Genomic DNA, 20,508 nt, shown 5'->3' on the forward strand with positions numbered 1-20,508 from the left:
GACCTGAAGGCGTCAGACGCGCATTCTTATGGACGTTCATTCGAGGAGCTCCACTGAAGGTTGGTTGGCTTCGCAACCCCAGCTTCTCAGTCCCTCCTCGAATGAACAACCTTCATAGCTTCGACACCTAACCCAGCCCTTCCTCGAAGCCGCTGATCGCCTTGACCTCGAGGAAATCCTCAAGACCCCACTTGCCGCCCTCGCGGCCGAGGCCCGACTGCTTGTAGCCGCCGAAGGGGCTGCCATAGGGACGGTCGGTGCCGTTGATCTGCACCATGCCGGCGCGGAGCCGGCGCGCCACGCGCTGGGCGCGGGCCTTGTCGCCTGATTGCACATAGGCCGACAGGCCGTAGGGCGTGTCGTTGGCAATGGCGATCGCTTCTTCTTCGGTTTCAAACGGGATCATCGCCACCACCGGCCCGAAGATCTCCTCGCGGGCGATGCGCATGTCGTTATTGGCGTCGGCAAAGACCGTCGGGCGCACATAGTAGCCGCGGTTGAAGCCTTCAGGACGGCCGAGCCCGCCGGCAACGACGCGCGCGCCTTCCTTGATGCCGGCATCGATCATGGCTTGCACCTTGTCGAACTGCACGTCCGACGACAGCGGGCCGATATGGTCGCCGTCCTCGGCCGGGTTGCCGACCTTGACGGTGGCCGCATACTTGGCCGCGATGTCGACCGCCTTGTCGTAGACCGGGCGCTGCACCAGCATGCGCGTCGGCGCGTTGCAGGACTGGCCGGTATTTTCGAAGCAATGCGCCAGCCCGCGCGTCACCGCGTCGGTGAGGTCGGCGTCGTCGAAGACGATGTTGGGCGACTTGCCGCCCAGCTCCAGCGCCACGCGCTTGACGGTCTCGGCGGCAGCCTTGGTGACGGCGACGCCGGCGCGCGTCGAGCCGGTGAACGACATCATGTCGATGCCGCGGTGGCGCGACATCGCCTCGCCGACGGTCGGCCCATCGCCATTGACCATGTTGAACACACCGGCCGGGAAGCCGGCTTCCTCCATCATCTCGGCAAACACGATCGACGACATCGGCGCGATTTCCGACGGCTTCAGCACCACCGTACAGCCGGCCGCCAGCGCCGGCACGACCTTCAGCGCCACCTGGTTCATCGGCCAGTTCCACGGCGTGATCAGCCCGCACACGCCGATCGGCTCGCGCACGATGCGCTCCTGCGGGTTGTGCTCATTGAGCGGCTCCTCGAACTCGAAGCCCTTCAGCACGTCGATAAAGCTCTCGATATGGCCCGAGCCGCTGGCAGCCTGCGATTCCAGCGCCAGCCTGATCGGCGCGCCCATCTCCCAGGAAATCGCCTGGGCCATGTCGCGCACCCGCCTTTTATAGGCGGCGAGCAGCTTTTCGAGCAGCGCCACACGCTGTTCGCGGCTGGTCGTGCTCCATGCCGGGAAGGCGCGCTGCGCAGCCGCCACCGCCTTGTCGACATCGGCGGCGGAACCAAGCGAGATCACCGCGAAGGCCTGCTCGTCGGCCGGGTTGATGACTTCGAGCTCTTTCGCGACCGTTGGTGCGACCCACTTTCCGTCGATGAAGAAATCCGTCTTGCGCAGCATGGCAGGCTCCCTGGTGCATGACCCCGAAAACCGGAAGCGATTTTCGGAAAGGATCACGCGCGGTTTCAAATTTGCTACAGCGTCCTTGCCCGTCCAACAGGAGGCGCGGCGCTATGGTGTTGGCGTCTTGTAGAACGGCGCACGGCACGACCGTGTCTCGAATCCGACCGCATTTGTAGGCCGGCACTCCCGGCACGGGAAGGCTTGGTTCAGCGCTTCGGCGTTGTTGCCCCAATGGCAGTAAGCCCAATGGCAGTAAGCCCAATGTCAGTAGGCCCGATGTCAGTAGGCCCCATGTCAGTAGGTTTGGATAATATTCCCGCCACGACTGGATCGCGCGCCAGCTTGTTTTTATAAGGCTCGTCCATCGAGGCCACCATCATGTCCATTACAGCTTCGCGGCGCCAGGCGGCAATCGCCTTCATCTTCGTCACCGCCGTCCTCGACATCGTCGCCATGGGCATCATCATTCCGGTGCTGCCATCGCTGATCGAGGAGTTCGCCGGCTCCAATGCCGACGCCGGCTGGATCAATGGCGTCTTCATCGCGTTGTGGGCCTTCATGCAGTTCGTCTGCTCGCCGATCATCGGTTCGCTGTCGGACCGTTACGGCCGCCGTCCCGTCATCCTGCTGTCGACGGCGGGGCTTGCCGCCGACTACGTGCTGATGGCGCTGGCGCCGAACCTGTGGTGGCTGGCGCTCGGCCGCATCGTCGCCGGCATCACCTCGTCGAGCTTCACCACCGTCTTCGCCTACATGGCCGACATCACCCCGCCCGAGGGCCGCGCCCGCGCCTACGGCCTGATCGGTGCTGCCTTCAGCGCCGGTTTCGTCGCCGGTCCGCTGATGGGCGGCTTCCTCGGCGAGATCTCGCCACGCGCGCCCTTCTGGGTGGCGGCGGCGATGAGCGGGCTCGCCTTCCTCTATGGCGCCTTCGTCCTGCCGGAATCGCTGCCACGTGAAAAGCGCATGACGTTTTCCTGGCGCCGCGCCAATCCGTTCGGCGCCATGATGCTGCTGCGCTCGCACCCTGAACTGACCGGGCTCGCCGCGGTGACCTTCCTGCTGCATTTCGCCCATCACGTCTTTTCGGCGGTGTTCGTGCTCTATGCCGCCTACCGCTACAACTGGCATGCCTGGGAGGTCGGCACGCTTCTGGCGATGGTCGGCGTGCTCGACATGACCGTCCAGGGCCTGATCGTCGGCCCCGTCGTCAAGCGTTTCGGCGACCGCGCCACCATGGTCTTCGGGCTGTTTGCCGGCGCCTTCGGCATCGCCTGCATGGGCCTCGCACCCTCGGGCTTCTGGTTTTCGCTGGCGATCATCCCCAACGCGCTCTGGGGTCTCGCCATGCCGACGACGCAGTCGCTGATGACCCAGCGCGTTTCGGAATTCGAGCAAGGCCAGCTGCAGGGTGCCAATATGAGCGTGGCAAGCATCGCCGGCGTCGCCTCGCCGCTGTTTTTCGGCGCGGTCTATGCCTGGACGGTTCGCGACGGCACGCCGATGCCTTACCCCGGCCTCGCCTTCTACCTTGCGGCAGCCGTGCTGTTGGGCGCAGCCCTGCTCGGCTGGGTTGTGGCGCGCCAGGCGGACCGAGCCGACGCCGCCGAAAAGGCGGCCTGAGGAATCCTCAGGCAGGCCGCAAGGCGGGCAGCACCTCGCGTCCGAAAAGCGCCATGTCGGCGATGGCTGCCGGCATCTCGACGATGCCGTTGCCGTTGAAGACCAGCCGGACAGCCTCGATGCCAGTGCTGGTCGCCAGGGCTTTCAGCTGCGCGACGCAATCATCGGGCGCGCCTGCAATCACCTGCCGCGCCATCGCCGTCTGCCGGTCGGGCATCACGATCTGGTCGGTGGGCCGTCCTGCAGCCTTGGCCGATGCCATCCGGCGCTCGAACAGCCGCGGCACCAGATCGTCCAGCCTGGCCATCGCCTGCGCCGTCGTCGGGGCGATGCAGACGTAGCGCGACAGTTGCGACGCCCGCAAACGGCAGGCATGGCTCTCCTCGCCGAGAATTGCCCGGTAAGTGGCAAGCTGCCCGCCTTCCGGCGGGTCGAGGCTGAGCAGCAGCGGCAGCCCCTCGCGGGCAGCGAAACCAAGCGTGTCGCGCGAGCTTCCCGCGACATAGACCGGCACCGTCTCGCCGGCCAGAAGCGGCCCGACAGTAACTTCACAGGCTGGCCAGCATCCGCCCTCCTCGATCCTTGTGCCATTCGTCCAGGCGTCGCGCATGATCCTGTAGGACTGCTCGAAACGGTCGCGGGTGCTGTCGGCAGCAATGCCAAGTGCGGCCAGCGTCGCCGGATGCGTGCCCCGGCCGATGCCAAGATCGAAGCGACCACCGCTTTGCCAGTGCAGTTGCGCCACCTGCTCGGCCAGCAGCAACGGATGGTAGAGCGGCGTGACGACGATGGAGGTCCCGACCCGCAGGCGCTGCGTCCGCTCCAGGATCGCAGAGGCCAGCAGCAGCGTCGACGGATAGGCCTGCGGCGGGTCCTGGAAATGAAACTCGTTGAACCAGATGCCGTCGAAGCCGATGCGCTCGACCTGTTCGCACAGGTGAAGCACCCGCTCATGGCTTTCGCTGCGGCCGCCGAAGCCGGCAATGTCGAGGCGCATCAGGTCAGCTCATGCGGGGCAAAGACGGGAATGTCGCGCAGCAGGCCGATCTCGACATTGACGCCGTAGACCTCGCGCACGGTCTTTTCGGTCAGCGTGCCTTGCCAGTCGCCATGTCCGACCACCGCCCCCTTGTCGAGCAGAAGCATGCTGTCGGAAAAGCGCGCGGCAAGCGACAGGTCGTGAATGGCCACCAAGGCGGTGACGCCCCTTTCGCGCGCGATTTCCGACACCACCCGCAAGGTGAAAAGCTGGTTGCCGATGTCGAGCGCGCTCGTCGGCTCGTCGAGCACCAGCACCTCGGTTTCCTGCGCCAGCGCACGCGCCAGCATCACACGCTGGCGTTCGCCGCCGCTGAGTTCCGACATCGGACGAAAGGCGAAATCTTCGAGCCTCAGCCGCCGCAACATGTCTTCGACAACAGTGAGATCGCCACGGCTCGGGCTTGCTCCCATATGCGGCGTGCGCCCGAGCAGGCAGGTCTCGAAGACGGTCGCCGGAAAGCTGAGCGGCGAGGATTGCGGCACATAGGCGATGCGGCGGGCGCGATCCTTGGGCGACATCGAGCGGATGTCGGCGCCGTCGAGCAGGACCCGGCCCGAGGACGGGGTGGCGAGGCCAAGGACGGTGCGCACCAGCGTCGACTTGCCGGCGCCGTTCGGACCGATCAGGCCGAGAATGTCGCCCTTGTTCAGGCCAACGGAGACCTCGCGCAGCACGCTGCGGCTGCCGTAGCCGAAGCTGACCTTATCGATGGAAAGGTAGTCGCTCATGAAAAATACTCCGAGCGCCGCGACAGGATCAGGTGCAAAAACAGCGGCACGCCAACGAAGGCGACGACGATGCCGACAGGGATGACGGTCGGGCTGAACGCCATGCGTCCGACCGTATCGGCCAGAAGTAGCAGCATGGCGCCACAGATGGCCGAGAAAGGAATGAGGTAGCGATGGTCGCTGCCGATCATCAGGCGGGCGACATGCGGCCCGATCAGCCCGACGAAGCCGATCACCCCGGTAAAGCTGATGACCACCGCCGACACCACCACCGACAGCACGACGGCGAGTCCGCGCAGCAAGGCGACATTGATGCCGAGCGAGCGCGAGACGTCATCGCCGGCACTGGTCAGCGCGTTGAACTGCCATGCCCTGGACTGGGCGAGCGGAAGGGCGACCAGCAAGGCAGCGCCCGAAACGGCAACCGCATCCCAGCCGATGCCGTTGAGGCTGCCGAAGGTCCAGTGCACGACCCGGGCCAGTTGCTCCTGGGTGGCGACGAACTGCACCGCGGCGGTCATGGCTGAAAACAGGTACATCAGCGCGATGCCGGTCAGCACCATGGTCTGCGCCCCCATACCGCGCAGCCAGGCCATCGAAAACACCAGCACGGCACAGCCAAGCGCAAACAGGAATGCCGTCAGCGGCACGAAATACAGCCCCGCGGCACTGAAGCCGACGCCGAACATGATGGCGATCGAGGCCCCGAAGGCGGCCGCCGAAGACACCCCGATCGTATAGGGGCTGACCAGCGGGTTGCGGGTGATTGCCTGCATCAGCACGCCGGCGAAGGCTAGCGAACCGCCCGCCACCATGGCCATGACGACGCGCGGCAAGCGAAGATGGACAAGCACCCGCGCCTGCTGCGGATCGACCTCGGCGACGAAATAGCCGAAGGTGAGCTTCTGCAGGATGACCATGAGCAGCGTCATCAGCCCCGTTTCGGCGATGCCGATGATGGCGACGGCCCCGGCCACCAGCAGGAGCACAAGCAGCGAGCACAGGATAACAGCCGCCTTGCGATAGCCGCTCCGGCGGTAGCGGCTGGAAGTGCCGGCGGATTGGCCGCGCGCCAAACCGGCACTGCTTGCGATGTCCATGGTCTAAGGCTCCGGATTGAGGATGCACGCCGCCGCCTCGCGGGCAGCGGCGTGCCGGTCGATCAGTTGGAGGCTGTGCCCTGGTAGGTCATGCCGCCCTGGAACGGCAGCCCCTGGTAGATCTCGATCCATTCCTTCATCGCCGCCTCAGGATCGACGTCGGCGAATTTTTCGGGATAGAGCCACTTGGCGACCTGCAGCGCCCCTGTGACCTTGGACGAGCCACCGGCGAGGTAGTAGTTGATCAGACGGACATTGCCCGCCTGCCCGGCCGGCGTGCCTGATATCTCCTCGCGGGTGACGATCGCCTTCCAGCTCTCGGTGAATTTGGCTTCGGGGATGGTCTGGTAGGAGCCCGGCTGCAGCTTGATCACCAGGTCAGGCTTGCGCGCGATGATCTCTTCGGGGTCGACGGTGAAGCTGTTTTCGTTGCCGCGCGAGGATGGCTCCTTCTTGATGTCGATGTCGCCGAAGACATTGATGCCGCCGCCGGCCTCGATCATGTCGTGCCAGCCGGAGCCGGGCGTGACCGTCACCAGGTCGCGCACTTCCTCGAGATAGACGCGTTTGCGCTCGACGCCCTTCAGCCGCTCGGCCAGCAGATCCATATAGCTGATGTAATAGGCGTTCAGCGCGTCGGCCTTTGCCTTCTGGTCGAACAGCTTGCCAAACAAGGTGACGTTTTCGACGTGCTGCAGCGTGTCCCAGGCGGTGACCACCAGCACCGGAATATCGAAGGCTTCGAGCTGCCGTGCCGCTTCTTCGTAGACGCCATTGCGCGGGATGATCACCACGTCGGGCTTGAGCGCCACGATCGCCTCGTAATTGGGCTGGGTCTGACCCTGTCCGACGATGTCGGCTTGCTTGAATTGCGGCCAGTAGGTCGGGTCGCGCATCGTGCTCGCATCGACGCCGACGACCTTGTCGATGGCGCCGATGGCACGAGCGAACTCGACGGCGTAGCGGTTGAAGATGACCGCGCGCTTGATCGGCAGCTCGAGCTCGACCTTACGCCCGGCATCGTCGGTGAAGGTTTCAGCGGCGGCCGGCGCAAGGCCGATGGCAGATGCCATGGCAAGCCCGAGCCACAGGGCCCAATGTCTGATGTTCATGATCTCTCCTTGCTTGAATGGGGTGCGCAACGCGCAGCACAGCCGTGCCCGGCAAAAGCCGGGGACAAGATGTCGAGGCACAGCGCTACGGCAGCGGGCGACGAAAATTTCGCCTGCTCAAGCTTTTGATATCGAGGGGAAACCGTTCTTCCCGCCATCGCCGCGCCAACCTCTGCCTGCCATGGCGGGGATGCGGAAATGCGGACCTGACGAAAGCCGCAAACAGGCTTCCGGGCTGGAACCGGCATTCCTGTGGCACACCCCGACCACGGAATCTCACTCTGTCAGGCAGGTCTCCTGGCTCGTGGGTCGTAGCCTTCATCACCCGTCTTCCCGGCACGCATGCCAGTGACACAGGGGCGATCGGCTCACCGCTTACAGTTGCGGGTCAGCTCCGGTTTCACACCGGATTCCCTCTTAGCTTCCATCCGGAGATGGAAGACCATGACGGCGGCAAACTATCGCTGGCCAAGGTAAAGTCAAGTTGCCATCGGGGACTATGCAGAAAGGCATCTGCATGAACTGCAGATGCTGCAAAGCAGACTGGACTGGCGGCACGGCGAATTGTTCTCGGCCTCAGCGAAGCGGCGACACGCTCACCGAAACGATCCGGAACGGCACCGCGCCATAGGTGGAAACAGTCTGCTCATGCTCCCACTGGCGGAACTGCCGCGACGGCCGTGCCGAAAGCACCAGCGCGCCATCTGCCTGGTCGACCCGGATTTTGCCTCGAAAGCGCAATGTCAGCCGGCCGCCTGACTTGCCGAGCTTGCGATAGCGCAGCCGGGCGAAATGGCATTCGCCGCCATTGAGCTCCATCTCGATGCGACGGCGCACCGGCGGCACATCCATTTGCACCACGATGTCGAGCTCGGCCTGGGCAGCGCCTGTCGCGGCCTGTGGCAACGGCAGTTGCTGCGACAGCGCCGGAGCCGCCGCCCCAACGCCATCGACCGCCTGGGTGCGGCGGCCATGCCACTCGACACCGGGCAGTTCGCGTTCGCGGACGGCGCGTTTCTTGCGCATGCGCAATTGCTTGGCGACGCCGCGCGACAGCCAGGTAAGGCCCTTGAAATCGGTCCGCGGCTTGGCCTGCAGCAGCGAAGCGATGCGCGAAGCCCCAGTGCGGTCGGCCATGCCGACCACCTGTTCCAGCACCTCTGATGGAACCGGCACCGCCATCTCGGCTTCGAGATAGCTCAGCGCCACCGCCGCCGGCACGGCCAGGTGGCGGCGGGCAACGATGTTGCCAAGCACGGACCAGTCGATGCTGCCGGCGCGGATCGCTGACGCCGTGTCGACCAGCCAGTCGCTGTGGGTATGGGCGTCGAGGCCGCCATGGCCGATCGCCAGCGTCACCCGGTCGGCGGCCGAAGGCACCAGCACGTCGAGACCGCTGAAGCTGGCCGGCGACGCCCGCTGCCACAAAGCAGCGTCATCCACCGCGTCGGCCTGCGACCAGTCATAGGCGACCTGGTGCAGGTCGATGTCGCCATAGCTGCCCTTGAAGAAGTTCATCGACCGCACCGCCGCCAGCCGCGGCTTCAGATATTGCGGGCTGACCCCCGTCGACACCTGCCAGTCGCCATGGCGCAGCACGTCGAAGGCAGCCGCCATGTGCTCGGGTCGCACCAATATGTCGATGTCATGCGCCACCCGGCCACGCTGCGCCGCCGGATCGACAGCGATGCGGCTCGCGCCCTTGAGCAGCATGATCGGCACGCCGGCCTCAACGATGGCCTTCAAGGCCGGCTCGGCCTCGCGCATGGCCAGCCGCGATTTGGTCCACAGCATCTTCTGCAGGCCGGCAAGGCGCGGATAGGCCGCGTGTCCGGCCAGCGCCTTGCCGAAGCGGTCGGCGATGGCGGCAAGCAGCCGGTGCTCGCGAAACTCGACGGCGTCGATGTCGTTGGCGTCGAGCCACCGCAAGACCTGTGCCTGGGCAGCCTCGTGGTCCGGCAGCAGCACCGCCTTGAGCAAGCGGTCGAGACCGTTTGTCGGCCATGCCCAGCCATAGTCGGGAAAGCGCCGGCCGATGCGGCGTGACGTCGGCGCCATCAGCCCTGCCCGGCATTCTTGAGCTTGCGCCGCAGCATCGCCATCCTTGCCACTTCGAGATAACCGCGGTCGCGCGCGGGATCACGGCCATAAGACATGCTGCCCGGCAGGATCCGCCGCAGCGCCAGCACCTCGTCGATCATGCCGAGCTGATGGCCGTCCTCGCGGGCGCGGCCGAGCCAGTCGACCATGTCGCCGCGGTTGCCGGGCGGATCGATCACCGGCCCGACCGCCAACGCCACCTCGCGGCGGACCAGCATCGTCGTGCGCGACCAGCCCGGCCCGGCAGTGCCAGTGCCATCATCGGGTTGGCCATGCCTGAAGGTCCGCCACAGCGTGAACACGGCAGCCAGCTGCGGCGCCTGGTCCAGCCTGCGCAACTGCCGCTCGACCTTTTGTGGTAGCCACAGATCGTCGGCGTCGACGGTGGCGATCAAGGGTGCCGTCGCCAAAGCGAAGCCGCGTGTCGTAGCACTGCCCGGTCCGGCATTGTCCTGCCTGACATATCTGACTGGAATACCCGACTGCAGCACGGTTGCCTCGGTTTCGTCGCTCGAGCCATCGTCGACGACGATGATCTCGGCAGGCACGACACTCTGCGCGGCAACCGAGCGCAGCGTCTCGGCAATGGTGCGAGCGGCGTTCCAGGCCGGAATGACGACGCTGTAGCTCATGGGCGCAGCGGCGCTCCATCGCCCGTTGGATGCGCCACCTGGATGAAACCGCGGAGGTCGCCGAGCGTCGGATCGGCCTTGCGTCGGCGCATCGATTTCTGCATCGCCTTGAGGAATTCGCGGCGCGACTCCGCGAGATTGCGGGTCAGGTTGTGCTCGTGGCGGCGGTAATAGAGCGCGATGGTGTCGGGAAAGACGAACCGGGCCCGCTGCTCGAAGATGCGAAACAGGAAGTCGGTGTCTTCGGACTGCGCCAGCTCCTCGTCGAAATCGCCGATCCGCTTGATCAGGCCGCGCCGGTAGATGCCGGCCGACAGATGCACGCCGCGAAAGATGCGGTCGTCGCATCCCGCCACCGGCTCCAGCGTCTCGTCGTCGATCTGGTCGACCATGCGCATGTAGGAATAGGTCAGCTCGAGCCCCGGGTCGGACCTGAAATGGGCCAGGTCGGCGGCGAAGCGCCCGACCGGCGAGATGTCGTCGGAATCGATGAAGGAGACGAATTCCGTGTCGTCTAAAAGCCGACGCAGGCCGGCGTTGCGCGCCCTGGTGACGCCTGTATTGGCCTGCGAAAACAGGCGGATCGGCGCACCGTCGGCAATGAATGAGCGTACGACTTCGGCCGTGCCGTCGACCGAGCCGTCATCGATGACGATGATGTCGAACTCGGCTGCCTCGCGCTGGCGCAACACCGAGCGCAACGCCGAGCCGACATAGGTCTCGCGATTGTAGACGGGCAGCACGATGCCCAGCTTCATGGTCTGCCCCTGTCCAGAAACGCAGCGATCGTCTCCGCGATCTCTTCGCCGCGCGTGCCCAATGCCAGATTGTAGCACGGCAAACGACGCGTCAGTTCGCCAAAGAAACGAAACCCGCTTTCGCGTTCGCCCGGCATCTGCGCGATGCCCGACGGTGCCAGCGCCATCAGCGCGTCCTTGCGCGCCAGAGGCGTGATCGCGCTTAGCGGCGCACCCGAAATCCTGGGCACCAGCAGCGCAACGATGTCGAGCTGGTCGGCGACACCGCGCGGGCAGATATCCTGCACCCGGAACTGGTGTTTGCCTTGCCAGTTGAGCGGCCCCGGATCGGGCAGCAACCGGGCAAGCCCGAGCCGGTCGAAACCCGCCTGATCCTGCTTCAGCGTCGTGAACAGCGGACGCGCCAGTGAACGGTCGCCGTCGAATTCGACAACCACATAGTCGTCGCCGACACTGTCGAGCCCGGCAAGCAGGCCCGAGGCAACGGTGCCCGACTTGCCGGCGCCGCCCGCCCCGGCCAGCAGCACGCCCTTGCCGCCCTTGCCAAGCGTTCCCGCATGCGTCAGTCGCATGCCGCGCGCGGCATATTCCCAATGCAGGAAGCAGCGCAGCGGTGCACCGAACTCCCATGGCGGGCAGCCGTCGGCGGACAGCATGAGCTGGACGCCCAGCCGTCTTTCGACATCGTAGAACTGCCAGTAGCTGAGATCGTGGAAATAGTGGCCGCGCAGGCCCACGGCCTCGAGCCGCTCGGCAAACATGTTCGGATGAAACAGCGCCTCGCCCCACTGCGCCGGCGGCGGGATCGAGCCGATGCCGGGATGGGCAAGGAAGACCCGGGCGGGCGTCGCCAGGTTCGCAACCGTCGAAGACGCCATGCCATGGGCAAGCGCAGTCGCCAGTTCGCCGTGATCGGAAAACACCTCGATCGCAAGGCCAGGCAGCTCGACCCGGCTTTTCCCAGGGAAGGCATCGGCATTTGCCTCGCACGCGGCAAAAAGCGCGCGCGCATAGTCGGCAAGACCGTCAAGGGTTACACGTCGCATCGGCACCTGAAGGCGGCAAGTGGGATCGAGACGCCGGAAACCGGCGCTACTGCTTCACTGCCGGCCAGCCGGCGGGCTCGTCGACATCGTGGATCGGATCGACCATGACCAGGTCGGCGAGTTCGTCGTGCATGTCGATCTTGAGCGCTTCGCGGGCTGCGGCCAGACGCTGCGCCAAATCAGGCGACAATGCAGTGGATACGGCATCCGTCGCCGGCAAGAGCAGCCCGTATTCGGTCAGCCTGGCTATGAAGGCGTCAAGGTCGGCTGCAGAAAGCAGCCCGTCGCCGCAGGGCCGACCGACAAGGCTTGCCGGCGGAACCTGCGCGATCAGCGCTTCCCACACGCAGCTGCCGCTGTCGGAGAACCCGAAATACCTGCCGCTGGCGAGGTCGAGCACGACCGCGTCGCCATCGAAAGTCTCATAGACGATGTCGCTGTTTGCAACCGCGTAAATTGTTGAATACCCCACGCCTACCCTACCCCTAGGTTACTTCCGAAGAAAACCGCTTATCAAGCACACACTGATATAGCCAATAACCGCCTCGGGGGGCGCTGTCTATATGGTTGTAATTCAAAACACAAAACTCGCGCCCAGATTGTTTTTGATGGTAATTCGCTGCCGCATTCCACGCCCTTCACCCCGCGGTAGGTCCATGCCATAGGTGATCAGTGGATGGGCGGCTTGCGGGCGACATGCGACTGAAGAACAGATTGAGGCTGGCTTATCGGACCCATGTCCGCGCGGGGCCAGGCTTTGCGCCTGACGCCGCCCTGAGGGCCGGCGCCGAGCTGCGGATGGCAGCGGGCCGGCTGGACGATGGGTCCTGCCCGGTATTCTGCTCGTCGATGCTCAACCACGCGCCGCTCGGCGTTGCCAACTATCTTGGCCCGCGCCTCGCCGGGCACCCTGCCCTGTTTCTTGTCTGGTTCACCTGGGCCATGCGCAAAGAAAGGCAGGTATTGCGGACGCTGGCCGCTGAGCGTCTCTATCGCCGCCGCTATCCCGAACATCGCTTCGTCTTCATGTGCAATGAACGCGAGGAAGTCGCGCTGTTTCGCGAAAACGGCTTGAACGCGCTGTTTTGCAGCCACAACGCGCTGGCCGACGAAGCGATCTTCAAGCCCGAGCCCGATGTCGAGCCGGTCTATGACGCGTTCTACAACGCCATGATGACCCCGTGGAAGCGCCGGCATCTGGCCCGGCTGGTGCCCCGTGCTGCCCATGTCTTCTATGAGTCGAGGCTGACCGGACGGCAAAAGACCGCCGAGCTGCTCGACGAATTGAAGCGCCTGATGCCGGCGCACCATTTTCTCAATCCGCACGACGCGCACCGCATCGAAAAGCTCGGCTGGCAGGCGATCAACACGGTCATGGCGGCCAGTGCGACAGGTCTGTGCCTCTCGGCGGAGGAAGGTGCGATGTATGCCAGCATCGAATATCTGCTTGCCGGGCTGCCTGTCGTCTCCACGCCCTCCGTCGGTGGCCGCCATGTTTTCGGCACCCCCGAGACCTGGCTGACGGTGGAGCCCACGGAAGAAGCGGTCCGCGACGGCGTCGCCGAAATGCAGGCACGGAATGTGCCGCGCGCGCATGTTCGCGCCATCACCCTTGCCAAGGTATACGAGCATCGCAAGCGGCTGCGCGCCTGTGTGCTGGTCGAGACGGACGGGCAGGTCGACCTGCCGGAGGACTATGGCGACGCCGTTTATCGCCGCCTCAACAACTGGCAGCGCGGCCTGGAGTTCGAGCGCCTGCTCATCGACGATTATCGAAAGGCGTGAGATCGGCGATTTCGGTTTCAGCCATGGATCGACAAGCAGGCTGAAGGTTGCCTGCTCAGTTGCCAAGGCGCCGCCGCAACAGCTCACCCCATGTCAGCTGGTGATCGAACCGCCCGTCGCGCAGGAAGTTCAGCGTCTGGGCGATGACCAGCGGGTTGTTCATCATGAAGGTGTGGGTCGTCGGCAAGACGATATGGTCGGCCATGCCTTCGAGCCTGGTGCTCTCCACCGAGACCTTGCCGTCATTGGGGCCGTCGAACATGGTCGACAGGATCGGGTTGGCCGTGCGATCGCCGGCGATGATGCCGAGTTCGAAATCCGCAGCACCCAGCTGGTTCGGAACGCTGTCGGGACCGGTACCGAGCTGCATGCCGGCGGGGCCGTTGAGCATTTCGAACAGTTTGAGGTCGCCCAGTGTGTCGACGACTTCCGAGCCGTGATTGGGCGGAGCGAGCATGACGACGCGGCCGAGATTTGCCGGCCGGTTGTCGCGCAGCCAGGCCCTGAGCAGGATGCCGCCCATCGAATGGGTGACGAAGTCGACCCTTGATGCCGCGCCGCACTTTGCCGCCGACGCCCCGACATGAGCAATCAGCTGGCCGATCGGCGCGTCTACCGAAGGATAGCTGTCATTGACCACAGTGTAGTAGCCCCTGGTAAGCGTTTCCTCCATCAGCAGGAACGACGCGTCGGAGCGCGCCAGCCCGTGCAGCAGAACGACGCAGTCCTGCGCCAGAGCAGTCGACGAAATCACCGATAGCAGCAGGGCGGACAACAGGCGCATGAGCAAAGCTAATCCGGATTGCCTGGCGGCCTCAAGGACGACGTCGCAAGGCAAGCAAGCCTCTTCAGGGAACGTCGTCGCTGGCCGCGGGCCCGCCCTCTCCTTCCAGCATCGACAGTCTTTTGGTCACCGACCGGCTGAACTTCAGCCGCACGCCCGCGCCGTTGCCACCATCTTCAGGGATGAAGACGGCACCGTAGCGCTCCAGCGCCGCCTGCAGGGCACCGCGCGCATCATCGTCGGGAATGCTGATCTTGCGCTCGAAGGCCTCGATATCAGCTTCGTCGACGCTGGAAGCCACGGCAAGTCTTTGCCGGCTGATCTCCACCAGCGCCCGCGCCGCCTTACACATCGCTCCCGTCATCATCGCTTGCGCCTCCTGGCCAAACACCAGTGATGGCAAATGACGGGCCGCCTGTCACCCCACCAGGCAGCAGCCGAAGAAAGCGAGCACGCGACGCCCTGACCCGTCGTCGAGGGCGCACGCCTTGCCCGAGGCAGCATTCCGCCGACCCTAGCCGACAGGATGCTGGAGATTCCGCTTTTCTTCGAAACGCGGAATCTCTCTATCTTCTTGTTTTTGCGCAATTCTCAGGGAAAACCGCTACGCACTTTTCCTGGAATTGCTTCTAGGCTGCCGGCCACCGGCAGCGCGTGGTGAACCGTCTCACGCCGCGCCGCTTGTTCAGGCCTTGTAGGTCATGGTCCTGACCACGTCCCGCGCCGGGCGTTTTTCGCCGGCGAGCACCTCGAAGTCGAGCTGGTTCTCGCGCGGCACCAGTGGACAGGTGACGAAGTTGGTGAAGGCGCATGGCAGCGCCACGGCATAGTTGAAATCGATCCAGTCGATGCGGCTGTTGCTGGCGTCGGTGAACTGCAGTTCGATGACGCGGCCAGCACCATAGGTGACGGGGCCGCTGGTCTTGTCGCGGACATGGGCCACCGGCTGCACGCCTGTTGCCGTGTCCTTGCCGATCAGCTCGATGCTGTAGCTCTTGCCGTGATGCTCGAAGGTGAAGGTGCCGATGCGCGGCGTCGATTCACGCACGCCGGCTTCCACCGTTTCCGCCTCGTATTCGGTAAGCGCGGTCGGCGTATAGACGCCTGCAATACGCCAAGCGGGATCGTAGTCGAAGGCGCTGACGCCAGCTTCTTCCACCGATGTCGCCACCCTGGGATCGCGCACCCGCACACCGTACAGCGACTTGCCGTCATTTTTGCTGCGCAGGATCGCTTCGACCTCGTTGACGCCGAAATAGACCGGCTCGCTCTGGCCATGGCCATAGGTCTGGTTGCGGCCCGGAATGATCTCGACTGTTTCGGTCGGGTACTTGCCATTGACCGAAAGGTTCGGTCCCGACGCCGGCGGCGTGAACATGACCCGACCGTCGTCAACCGACCAGGTGCCGGGGAGCAGGTCGAAACCGACGTCCTTGTCGTTCGCTTCGAGCCAGTACTGGGCCACCAGCGAGGTCCAGCCATAGGGCCGGAACATCTTGGCGACATGGGCGTAGCGCCATTCACGCCACTGGCCTTCCAAATGTTCTCTTGTGGGCATGTTCGTCTCCCTTTCGAAGAATTCAGCTGTCTGCTTGCGCATCGGGGTTAGATGGACTCAGCCTTGACCGGCAGCACCGGTGACCTCGCCGAGGAAGGCGAGCATGCCGCGCCAGGAACCGTCGTCGGCCCTGGCGTTGCCCGAGGGCGTACCGCCATTGGTGTAGGGGACCTTCGAGACCGGGTGCAGGCGGCTCAGCTGCGTCGACGGTGCGATCGGCAGGTTGATGGCGTGGCCGGCATCGTCGAAGTCGAGATGACGGACCAGATGCGGATGGTCGTGCTTTTGCAGCGTCGAGACGACCATGCGGGAATAGAGGCTGGACGGCCAGGCCCGGTCGTCTCGGCCCGAGATCAGCAGCACCGGGCCGGCGATGTTTTCGACCGCAATGCGCGCGCGCGCTGCAAGCCCGGTATCCTTGAGCCCCTCGAAGAAGACCGAGTGGTGCCGGCTGGGCGGAGCGTCACCGGCCCAGGGGTGCCAGTGCACGGCGGCGTTGTCCTGCCACAGATGCGGCAGCGCAACCCCGCCCCTGGTCCAGGTCGTGCCTTGCCAGCCGCCACGCGCCGGATCGCCGGCACCCTGGGCGCCATGGACCACAGCACCTGGCACGAATGCGATCACGGCGGAGACCAGCTCCGGGAAGGTGGCGCCGAGCAGCAGCGCGAGTTCACCGCCGCGCGACTGGCCGCTGACCGCAACGAAGCCGTCTTTGGGTTGCAGTTCCCGCCGCGCCCAGCGCAGGCCGGTTTCGAGATATTCGAGAGGTGTCTCGGTGATGAAGGGCGACAGACCCGGCGCCTTGAAATAGCCGAGCGCAAAAGCCCGGTAGCCGCGCGACGCAAGCAAGGCGGCACGCGGTTCGTTGATGCCGCCGCCCGAGCCGTTGAGCACGATCACGACAGGATGAGGGCCCGGCCCGGCCGGGGTGAACAGCGTGCCGACCAGCCCGTCCTCACGAATATCCCGACGTTCGACCCCGGGCGCGGCAAAGCCCTGGCAGAGCCTGGCTTCGGCCTTGATGCCGGCGGCGGTTTCAGCCGTCAGCGTCGTCTGCATGGGCTGCATGACGTCGTCGGCAAACAGCTCGGCGCTGGCACTGTCGACCGCCTGTTGGCTCCAGATCAGCCCCATGCCTGAGACTTCCGCATAGTCGCCGCCGACCGGTGCGTCACGGCTCAGATCGACCACGCCCAGCGCGTCGGCCATGAAGGTCGCCTGGCTCATCCAGGTCACGCCGCGCCCCCGTGTCGTGCGGGCCGAGATGGCAACCAGCTCGTCGGGCGCGAGGCCGGAGACGACGATCCGGCGCGGCTCGTCGATCAGGCCGTCGACGGCATCGATGGAAAAGACGGGGGCGGAAACGGGCTTTGTCGTCATCTGAATTACAGTCTCTGCAGGGAAGTGGCCGGCGTGATCATCGCCCGGCGGAGCGGCCGGTCATGCGGGCGAGATGGGTATCGAGGCGCTGGGCGAAATCGTCGTCCAGCTCGGTTTCCAGCGACAGGCTACCGCCGCGCGGCCAGTGACCGCCGCCTGTCGTCCAGTCGCGTTTCAGGCCGGCAAGCCTTGCCTGCCAATCGACATCGTCTCCAGCCCGGGCCGGATCGAAAGCAAGGATGAACACGCCGCGGCCTTTCGGATCGCCCCTGCCGCCGCCGGCAACGCCGGCCACCAGCTCGACCACCAGCCCGAGCAGCGAGCCGATCTGGCCGCCGCGCGGCAGCAACGCCGCAACCTCGGCAGCGATGCTGGTCGGCCGTCCTTCGCCGTCGAGCGCAATGCCGTCAGGCAATGGCGCGCCGGAAACACGGGCATTGCGGATATCGGCCATCGTCGCCGTGCTGGTAGCAACGTCGATGACGACGCGATCCGCACCTTGTCCGATGGCAAGCGCCAGCGGATTGGTGCCGATCACCGGATGGATGCCGCCATATGGCGCAACGAAAGGCGGGCCCTCGGCGCCGGCGATGGCCAGCAGGCCGGCATCGGCGAGGTGACGGACGAAAGGCGCGAGCCGGCCAAAACCTCTGACGCCGCGCAGGAAGACAGCGGCGATGCCGAACTGTCGGGCCGCCCCGGCAAGGTCGAGCGCAGCACTGGCGACCGCCAGCGGCGCAAAGCAGGAGGAACAGTCGAGCCAGTTGATGGCCTGCGCGCCATCGCTCGCCGCCACAGGTGCTGCATCGACAGTCCATTCATCAAGCATGGCGATGCCGAAGCGTGGCAGGCCGAGCGCGTCGGCCTCGACCAGGGCCGAAGCCGCGAGCTTGGCGGCCGGGCCGTCGCCCAAGGCCGCCGCCAGCCGACCGGCCGCATCATGAACAGTGATCATTCGGCCGGGCTCCGCGTCGTGCCGCCAAGCTGGATCTCGCTTGCCGAGAGATAGCCCAGGGTCATCAGGCGCTCGATCAGGAATTCCCTGGAGTGCTTGATATGGGCGAATTCGATCGCCGCGGCGCGCTCGCCGTCGCCGGCTGCGATCGCATCGACAAGTGCGGTGTGCTCGTCGGAATGCTCGCCGGCCTTGACGGTAAAATCGATGGCGAAGCGCAGCAGGCGTTCGAGTTCGTCGAACAGGGTCTCGGAAAGTGCCACGACACGCTTGTTGCGGCTGCAGCGGGCAATAGCGAGGTGAAAGCGCCGCGCCACCTGCTGCATGGTGCCGATATCCATCGGCGCGGCATATTCCCTGACGATCTGGCGCAGCAGCGCGATCTCGGCCGGCGTGGCGTAGCGCGCCGCCTGCCTTGCCGCATGCGGCCCGATCGCGGCACGCATGTCGAGAATGTCATGCACGGCCTGGAAGGTGATCGGGGCGACACGATAGCCGCTGCGCGGCAGGATCGTCACCAGCCCATCGGCGGCGAGCCTCTGCATGGCATCGCGCACCGGCGTCTTCGAGACCTCGTACGTGCTGGCGATGGAGGCCGCGTCGAGCGTCGTCCCCGGCACGATCTCGCAGCGCATGATCTCCTGGCGCAGCGCCAGGTAGATGCGCTCCGAAACGGGTGCATGGGCGGTGGGGTCGGCCTCGACGATCATCAGTTGGTGCTCCTCAATGCCTCAATGCTTCGCCCAGGGCACGAGCTTGCGCTCGATCAGCTCCAGCGCAAGGATGGTGAAGTAGCCGAGCGCCGAAATCACCACGATGCCGACGAACATGCGCGACACGGCGAAGGTCTGCCATGACGCCCAGATGAAGAAGCCGACGCCGCTGCGCGCGCCGAGAAATTCGGCCGCCGCGATGATGATGTAGGACGAGCCTGCCGCAAGCCTGAGCCCGGTGAAGATGTTGGGCAGTGCCGACGGCAGCGCGATGCGGAAGAAGGTCTGCAGCCGCGTCGCGCCGGCGTTCTTGGCGACGTCGAGATAGATCTGCGGTGTCTGCATCACCCCGCCCATGGTGTTGTAGAGCAGCAGGAAAAACACGCCGATGGCGATGACGACGAATTTCGAGGCGTCGCCGACACCGAAGATCAGCAGGATCAGCGGCAGGATGGCGATCTTGGGCACCGGATAGAGAGCGGCAAAGATCGGCCCGAGCACGCGCCGCGCCGGCTGCGACAGGCCAAGCACCAGGCCGAGCAGGATGCCTGGTATCGCGCCCATGACGTAGCCGACCGACACACGGCGCAGCGTCGCGCCGATATGGTCGAAGATCTCGAAACTGGTGATCATCTGCCAGAACGTGCCGGCAATGGCGCTGGGCGGCGGAAAGAAGCGCCGGTCGATGACGTTGAGCTGAGAGGCGACCTCCCACAGCAGCAACAGCAGGATCGGGCTGAAATAAGAAATGGTGCGGAACAGCCGCTCGCGCTGGGCCGGTGCCTTGAGCTCGCGGATCTGCTCCTCGGTCAGTTTTGCGGTGACAAGGCTCATGCGTGACGCTCCGGCGAGGTTGAGGCCAACAGGCGCCAGACCTCATAGGTGAGGTCCCAGAAACGCTTGTCGCGGCGCATCTCGACGACGTCGCGCGGCCGGTCGAAAGGCACGGCAAGGTCGGCGATGATGGTGCCGGGGCGCGGCGACATCACCAGCACCCGGTCGGCCAGCGTCAGCGCCTCATCGACGCTGTGGGTGATGAAGACGACGGTCTTTCCCGTCGTCTCCCAGATGCGCAGCAATTCCTGCTGCAGCACCAGCCGCGTCTGCTCGTCAAGCGCGCCGAACGGCTCGTCCATGAGCAGGATCTCGCGGTCGTCGACAAGCGCGCGCGCCACCGACACACGCTGCTTCATGCCGCCGGAAAGCCTATGCGGCAGCGCATCGGCGAAATCGGCCAGGCCGGTCAGCTCGAGCAGTTCGTCGACGCGCGCGCGGCGTTTTGCTGCGGAAACGCCCTTCAGGGAAAGCGGAAAGCCGACATTTTCGCGCACGGTGAGCCAGGGCAGCACCGAGGCTTCCTGGAACACCATCGCCGGCGGGTTGTCGCTCTTCATATCGATACTGCCGCCGAGCTTGCTTTCAAGCCCGGCAAGGATGCGCAGCACCGTTGTCTTGCCGCAGCCGCTGGGGCCGACGATGCAGACGAATTCGCCGCGCTTGACCTCGAACTCGACCTCGTAGGCGGCGATTGTGGTGCGGTCGCTGTCGGCATCGTAGAAGGCTTTGGTGAGGTTGCGCACCTCGATCGCCGTCTCGCTCATCGTAGCAGCCCC

At 65.2% G+C, this 20,508-nt stretch carries 20 protein-coding genes and 1 riboswitch; of the genes, 2 read left to right on the forward strand and 18 right to left on the reverse strand.

Features of this window, described 5'->3' with window-relative positions; genetic code table 11:
• Positions 1-127: 127 nt before the first annotated feature.
• A complete protein-coding gene (locus IHE39_RS29910; protein ID WP_192569097.1) occupies positions 128-1,576 on the reverse strand; it encodes an aldehyde dehydrogenase family protein in 1,449 nt (482 codons plus the stop codon).
• 381 nt (positions 1,577-1,957) lie between these two features.
• On the opposite strand from IHE39_RS29910, the gene IHE39_RS29915 reads away from it, so the two are divergent.
• Positions 1,958-3,202 carry a TCR/Tet family MFS transporter gene (locus IHE39_RS29915; protein ID WP_192569098.1) on the forward strand — a complete coding sequence of 415 codons (1,245 nt, stop codon included), beginning with the start codon at positions 1,958-1,960 and terminating at the stop codon, positions 3,200-3,202.
• Between the two features lie 7 nt (positions 3,203-3,209).
• Here IHE39_RS29915 and IHE39_RS29920 read toward each other — a convergent pair whose 3' ends face one another.
• From IHE39_RS29920 to IHE39_RS29960, 9 genes are all read right to left on the reverse strand, one after another.
• Positions 3,210-4,199, reverse strand: a complete 990-nt coding sequence (locus tag IHE39_RS29920; RefSeq protein ID WP_192569099.1) for an LLM class flavin-dependent oxidoreductase — start codon at positions 4,197-4,199, stop codon at positions 3,210-3,212.
• Positions 4,199-4,972: an ABC transporter ATP-binding protein gene (locus tag IHE39_RS29925; RefSeq protein ID WP_192569100.1), complete on the reverse strand. Its 774-nt coding sequence runs from the start codon at positions 4,970-4,972 to the stop codon at positions 4,199-4,201. Before IHE39_RS29925 ends, IHE39_RS29920 begins: the two co-directional genes overlap by 1 nt.
• A complete protein-coding gene (locus IHE39_RS29930) occupies positions 4,969-6,072 on the reverse strand; it encodes a FecCD family ABC transporter permease (RefSeq protein WP_192569101.1) in 1,104 nt (367 codons plus the stop codon). The genes IHE39_RS29925 and IHE39_RS29930 overlap by 4 nt, the downstream gene beginning before the upstream one ends.
• A gap of 62 nt (positions 6,073-6,134) precedes the next feature.
• On the reverse strand, positions 6,135-7,184 hold the full coding sequence (locus tag IHE39_RS29935) for an ABC transporter substrate-binding protein (protein ID WP_192569102.1): 1,050 nt from the start codon (positions 7,182-7,184) through the stop codon (positions 6,135-6,137).
• Between the two features lie 271 nt (positions 7,185-7,455).
• Positions 7,456-7,646, reverse strand: a riboswitch (cobalamin riboswitch).
• A 114-nt stretch (positions 7,647-7,760) separates the two neighbouring features.
• Positions 7,761-9,242 (reverse strand): nucleotidyltransferase family protein, encoded by a 1,482-nt coding sequence (locus IHE39_RS29940; RefSeq protein ID WP_192569103.1) that lies wholly within the window; start codon positions 9,240-9,242, stop codon positions 7,761-7,763.
• Positions 9,242-9,916, reverse strand: a complete 675-nt coding sequence (locus IHE39_RS29945) for a glycosyltransferase family 2 protein (RefSeq protein ID WP_192569104.1) — start codon at positions 9,914-9,916, stop codon at positions 9,242-9,244. The genes IHE39_RS29940 and IHE39_RS29945 overlap by 1 nt, the downstream gene beginning before the upstream one ends.
• Positions 9,913-10,674: a glycosyltransferase family 2 protein gene (locus IHE39_RS29950; protein WP_192569105.1), complete on the reverse strand. Its 762-nt coding sequence runs from the start codon at positions 10,672-10,674 to the stop codon at positions 9,913-9,915. Before IHE39_RS29950 ends, IHE39_RS29945 begins: the two co-directional genes overlap by 4 nt.
• Entirely contained in the window at positions 10,671-11,720 is a 1,050-nt protein-coding gene (locus tag IHE39_RS29955; protein ID WP_184770729.1) for a serine kinase, read from the reverse strand. The genes IHE39_RS29950 and IHE39_RS29955 overlap by 4 nt, the downstream gene beginning before the upstream one ends.
• 46 nt (positions 11,721-11,766) lie before the next feature.
• Positions 11,767-12,192: a PqqD family protein gene (locus tag IHE39_RS29960; RefSeq protein ID WP_192569106.1), complete on the reverse strand. Its 426-nt coding sequence runs from the start codon at positions 12,190-12,192 to the stop codon at positions 11,767-11,769.
• 242 nt (positions 12,193-12,434) lie between these two features.
• Between IHE39_RS29960 and IHE39_RS29965 the strand changes: the two genes are divergently transcribed.
• Positions 12,435-13,505 carry a glycosyltransferase family protein gene (locus IHE39_RS29965; RefSeq protein WP_192569107.1) on the forward strand — a complete coding sequence of 357 codons (1,071 nt, stop codon included), beginning with the start codon at positions 12,435-12,437 and terminating at the stop codon, positions 13,503-13,505.
• Between the two features lie 55 nt (positions 13,506-13,560).
• Here the strand turns inward: IHE39_RS29965 and IHE39_RS29970 are convergent, their stop codons facing one another.
• From IHE39_RS29970 to IHE39_RS30005, 8 genes are all read right to left on the reverse strand, one after another.
• Complete coding sequence (locus tag IHE39_RS29970) at positions 13,561-14,289, reverse strand: esterase/lipase family protein (protein WP_184770735.1); 729 nt, start codon at positions 14,287-14,289, stop codon at positions 13,561-13,563.
• Positions 14,290-14,353: 64 nt separating this feature from the next.
• Positions 14,354-14,656 carry an XRE family transcriptional regulator gene (locus IHE39_RS29975; RefSeq protein ID WP_184770737.1) on the reverse strand — a complete coding sequence of 101 codons (303 nt, stop codon included), beginning with the start codon at positions 14,654-14,656 and terminating at the stop codon, positions 14,354-14,356.
• Between the two features lie 318 nt (positions 14,657-14,974).
• Positions 14,975-15,847: a DUF1684 domain-containing protein gene (locus IHE39_RS29980; RefSeq protein ID WP_184770739.1), complete on the reverse strand. Its 873-nt coding sequence runs from the start codon at positions 15,845-15,847 to the stop codon at positions 14,975-14,977.
• A gap of 57 nt (positions 15,848-15,904) precedes the next feature.
• Entirely contained in the window at positions 15,905-17,227 is a 1,323-nt protein-coding gene (locus IHE39_RS29985) for an acyl-CoA thioesterase/BAAT N-terminal domain-containing protein (RefSeq protein ID WP_192569108.1), read from the reverse strand.
• A gap of 37 nt (positions 17,228-17,264) precedes the next feature.
• On the reverse strand, positions 17,265-18,182 hold the full coding sequence (locus tag IHE39_RS29990; protein ID WP_192569109.1) for an Ldh family oxidoreductase: 918 nt from the start codon (positions 18,180-18,182) through the stop codon (positions 17,265-17,267).
• Positions 18,179-18,892 (reverse strand): GntR family transcriptional regulator, encoded by a 714-nt coding sequence (locus IHE39_RS29995; RefSeq protein ID WP_184770745.1) that lies wholly within the window; start codon positions 18,890-18,892, stop codon positions 18,179-18,181. The genes IHE39_RS29990 and IHE39_RS29995 overlap by 4 nt, the downstream gene beginning before the upstream one ends.
• Positions 18,893-18,913: 21 nt before the next feature.
• Positions 18,914-19,729, reverse strand: coding sequence for an ABC transporter permease (locus tag IHE39_RS30000; RefSeq protein WP_192569110.1), 816 nt, complete (start codon positions 19,727-19,729; stop codon positions 18,914-18,916).
• Entirely contained in the window at positions 19,726-20,496 is a 771-nt protein-coding gene (locus tag IHE39_RS30005; protein ID WP_184770906.1) for an ABC transporter ATP-binding protein, read from the reverse strand. The genes IHE39_RS30000 and IHE39_RS30005 overlap by 4 nt, the downstream gene beginning before the upstream one ends.
• Between the last annotated feature and the right edge of the window lie 12 nt (positions 20,497-20,508).

The sequence above is a fragment of the Aminobacter carboxidus genome (assembly GCF_014863355.1).
GTDB lineage: Bacteria > Pseudomonadota > Alphaproteobacteria > Rhizobiales > Rhizobiaceae > Aminobacter > Aminobacter carboxidus.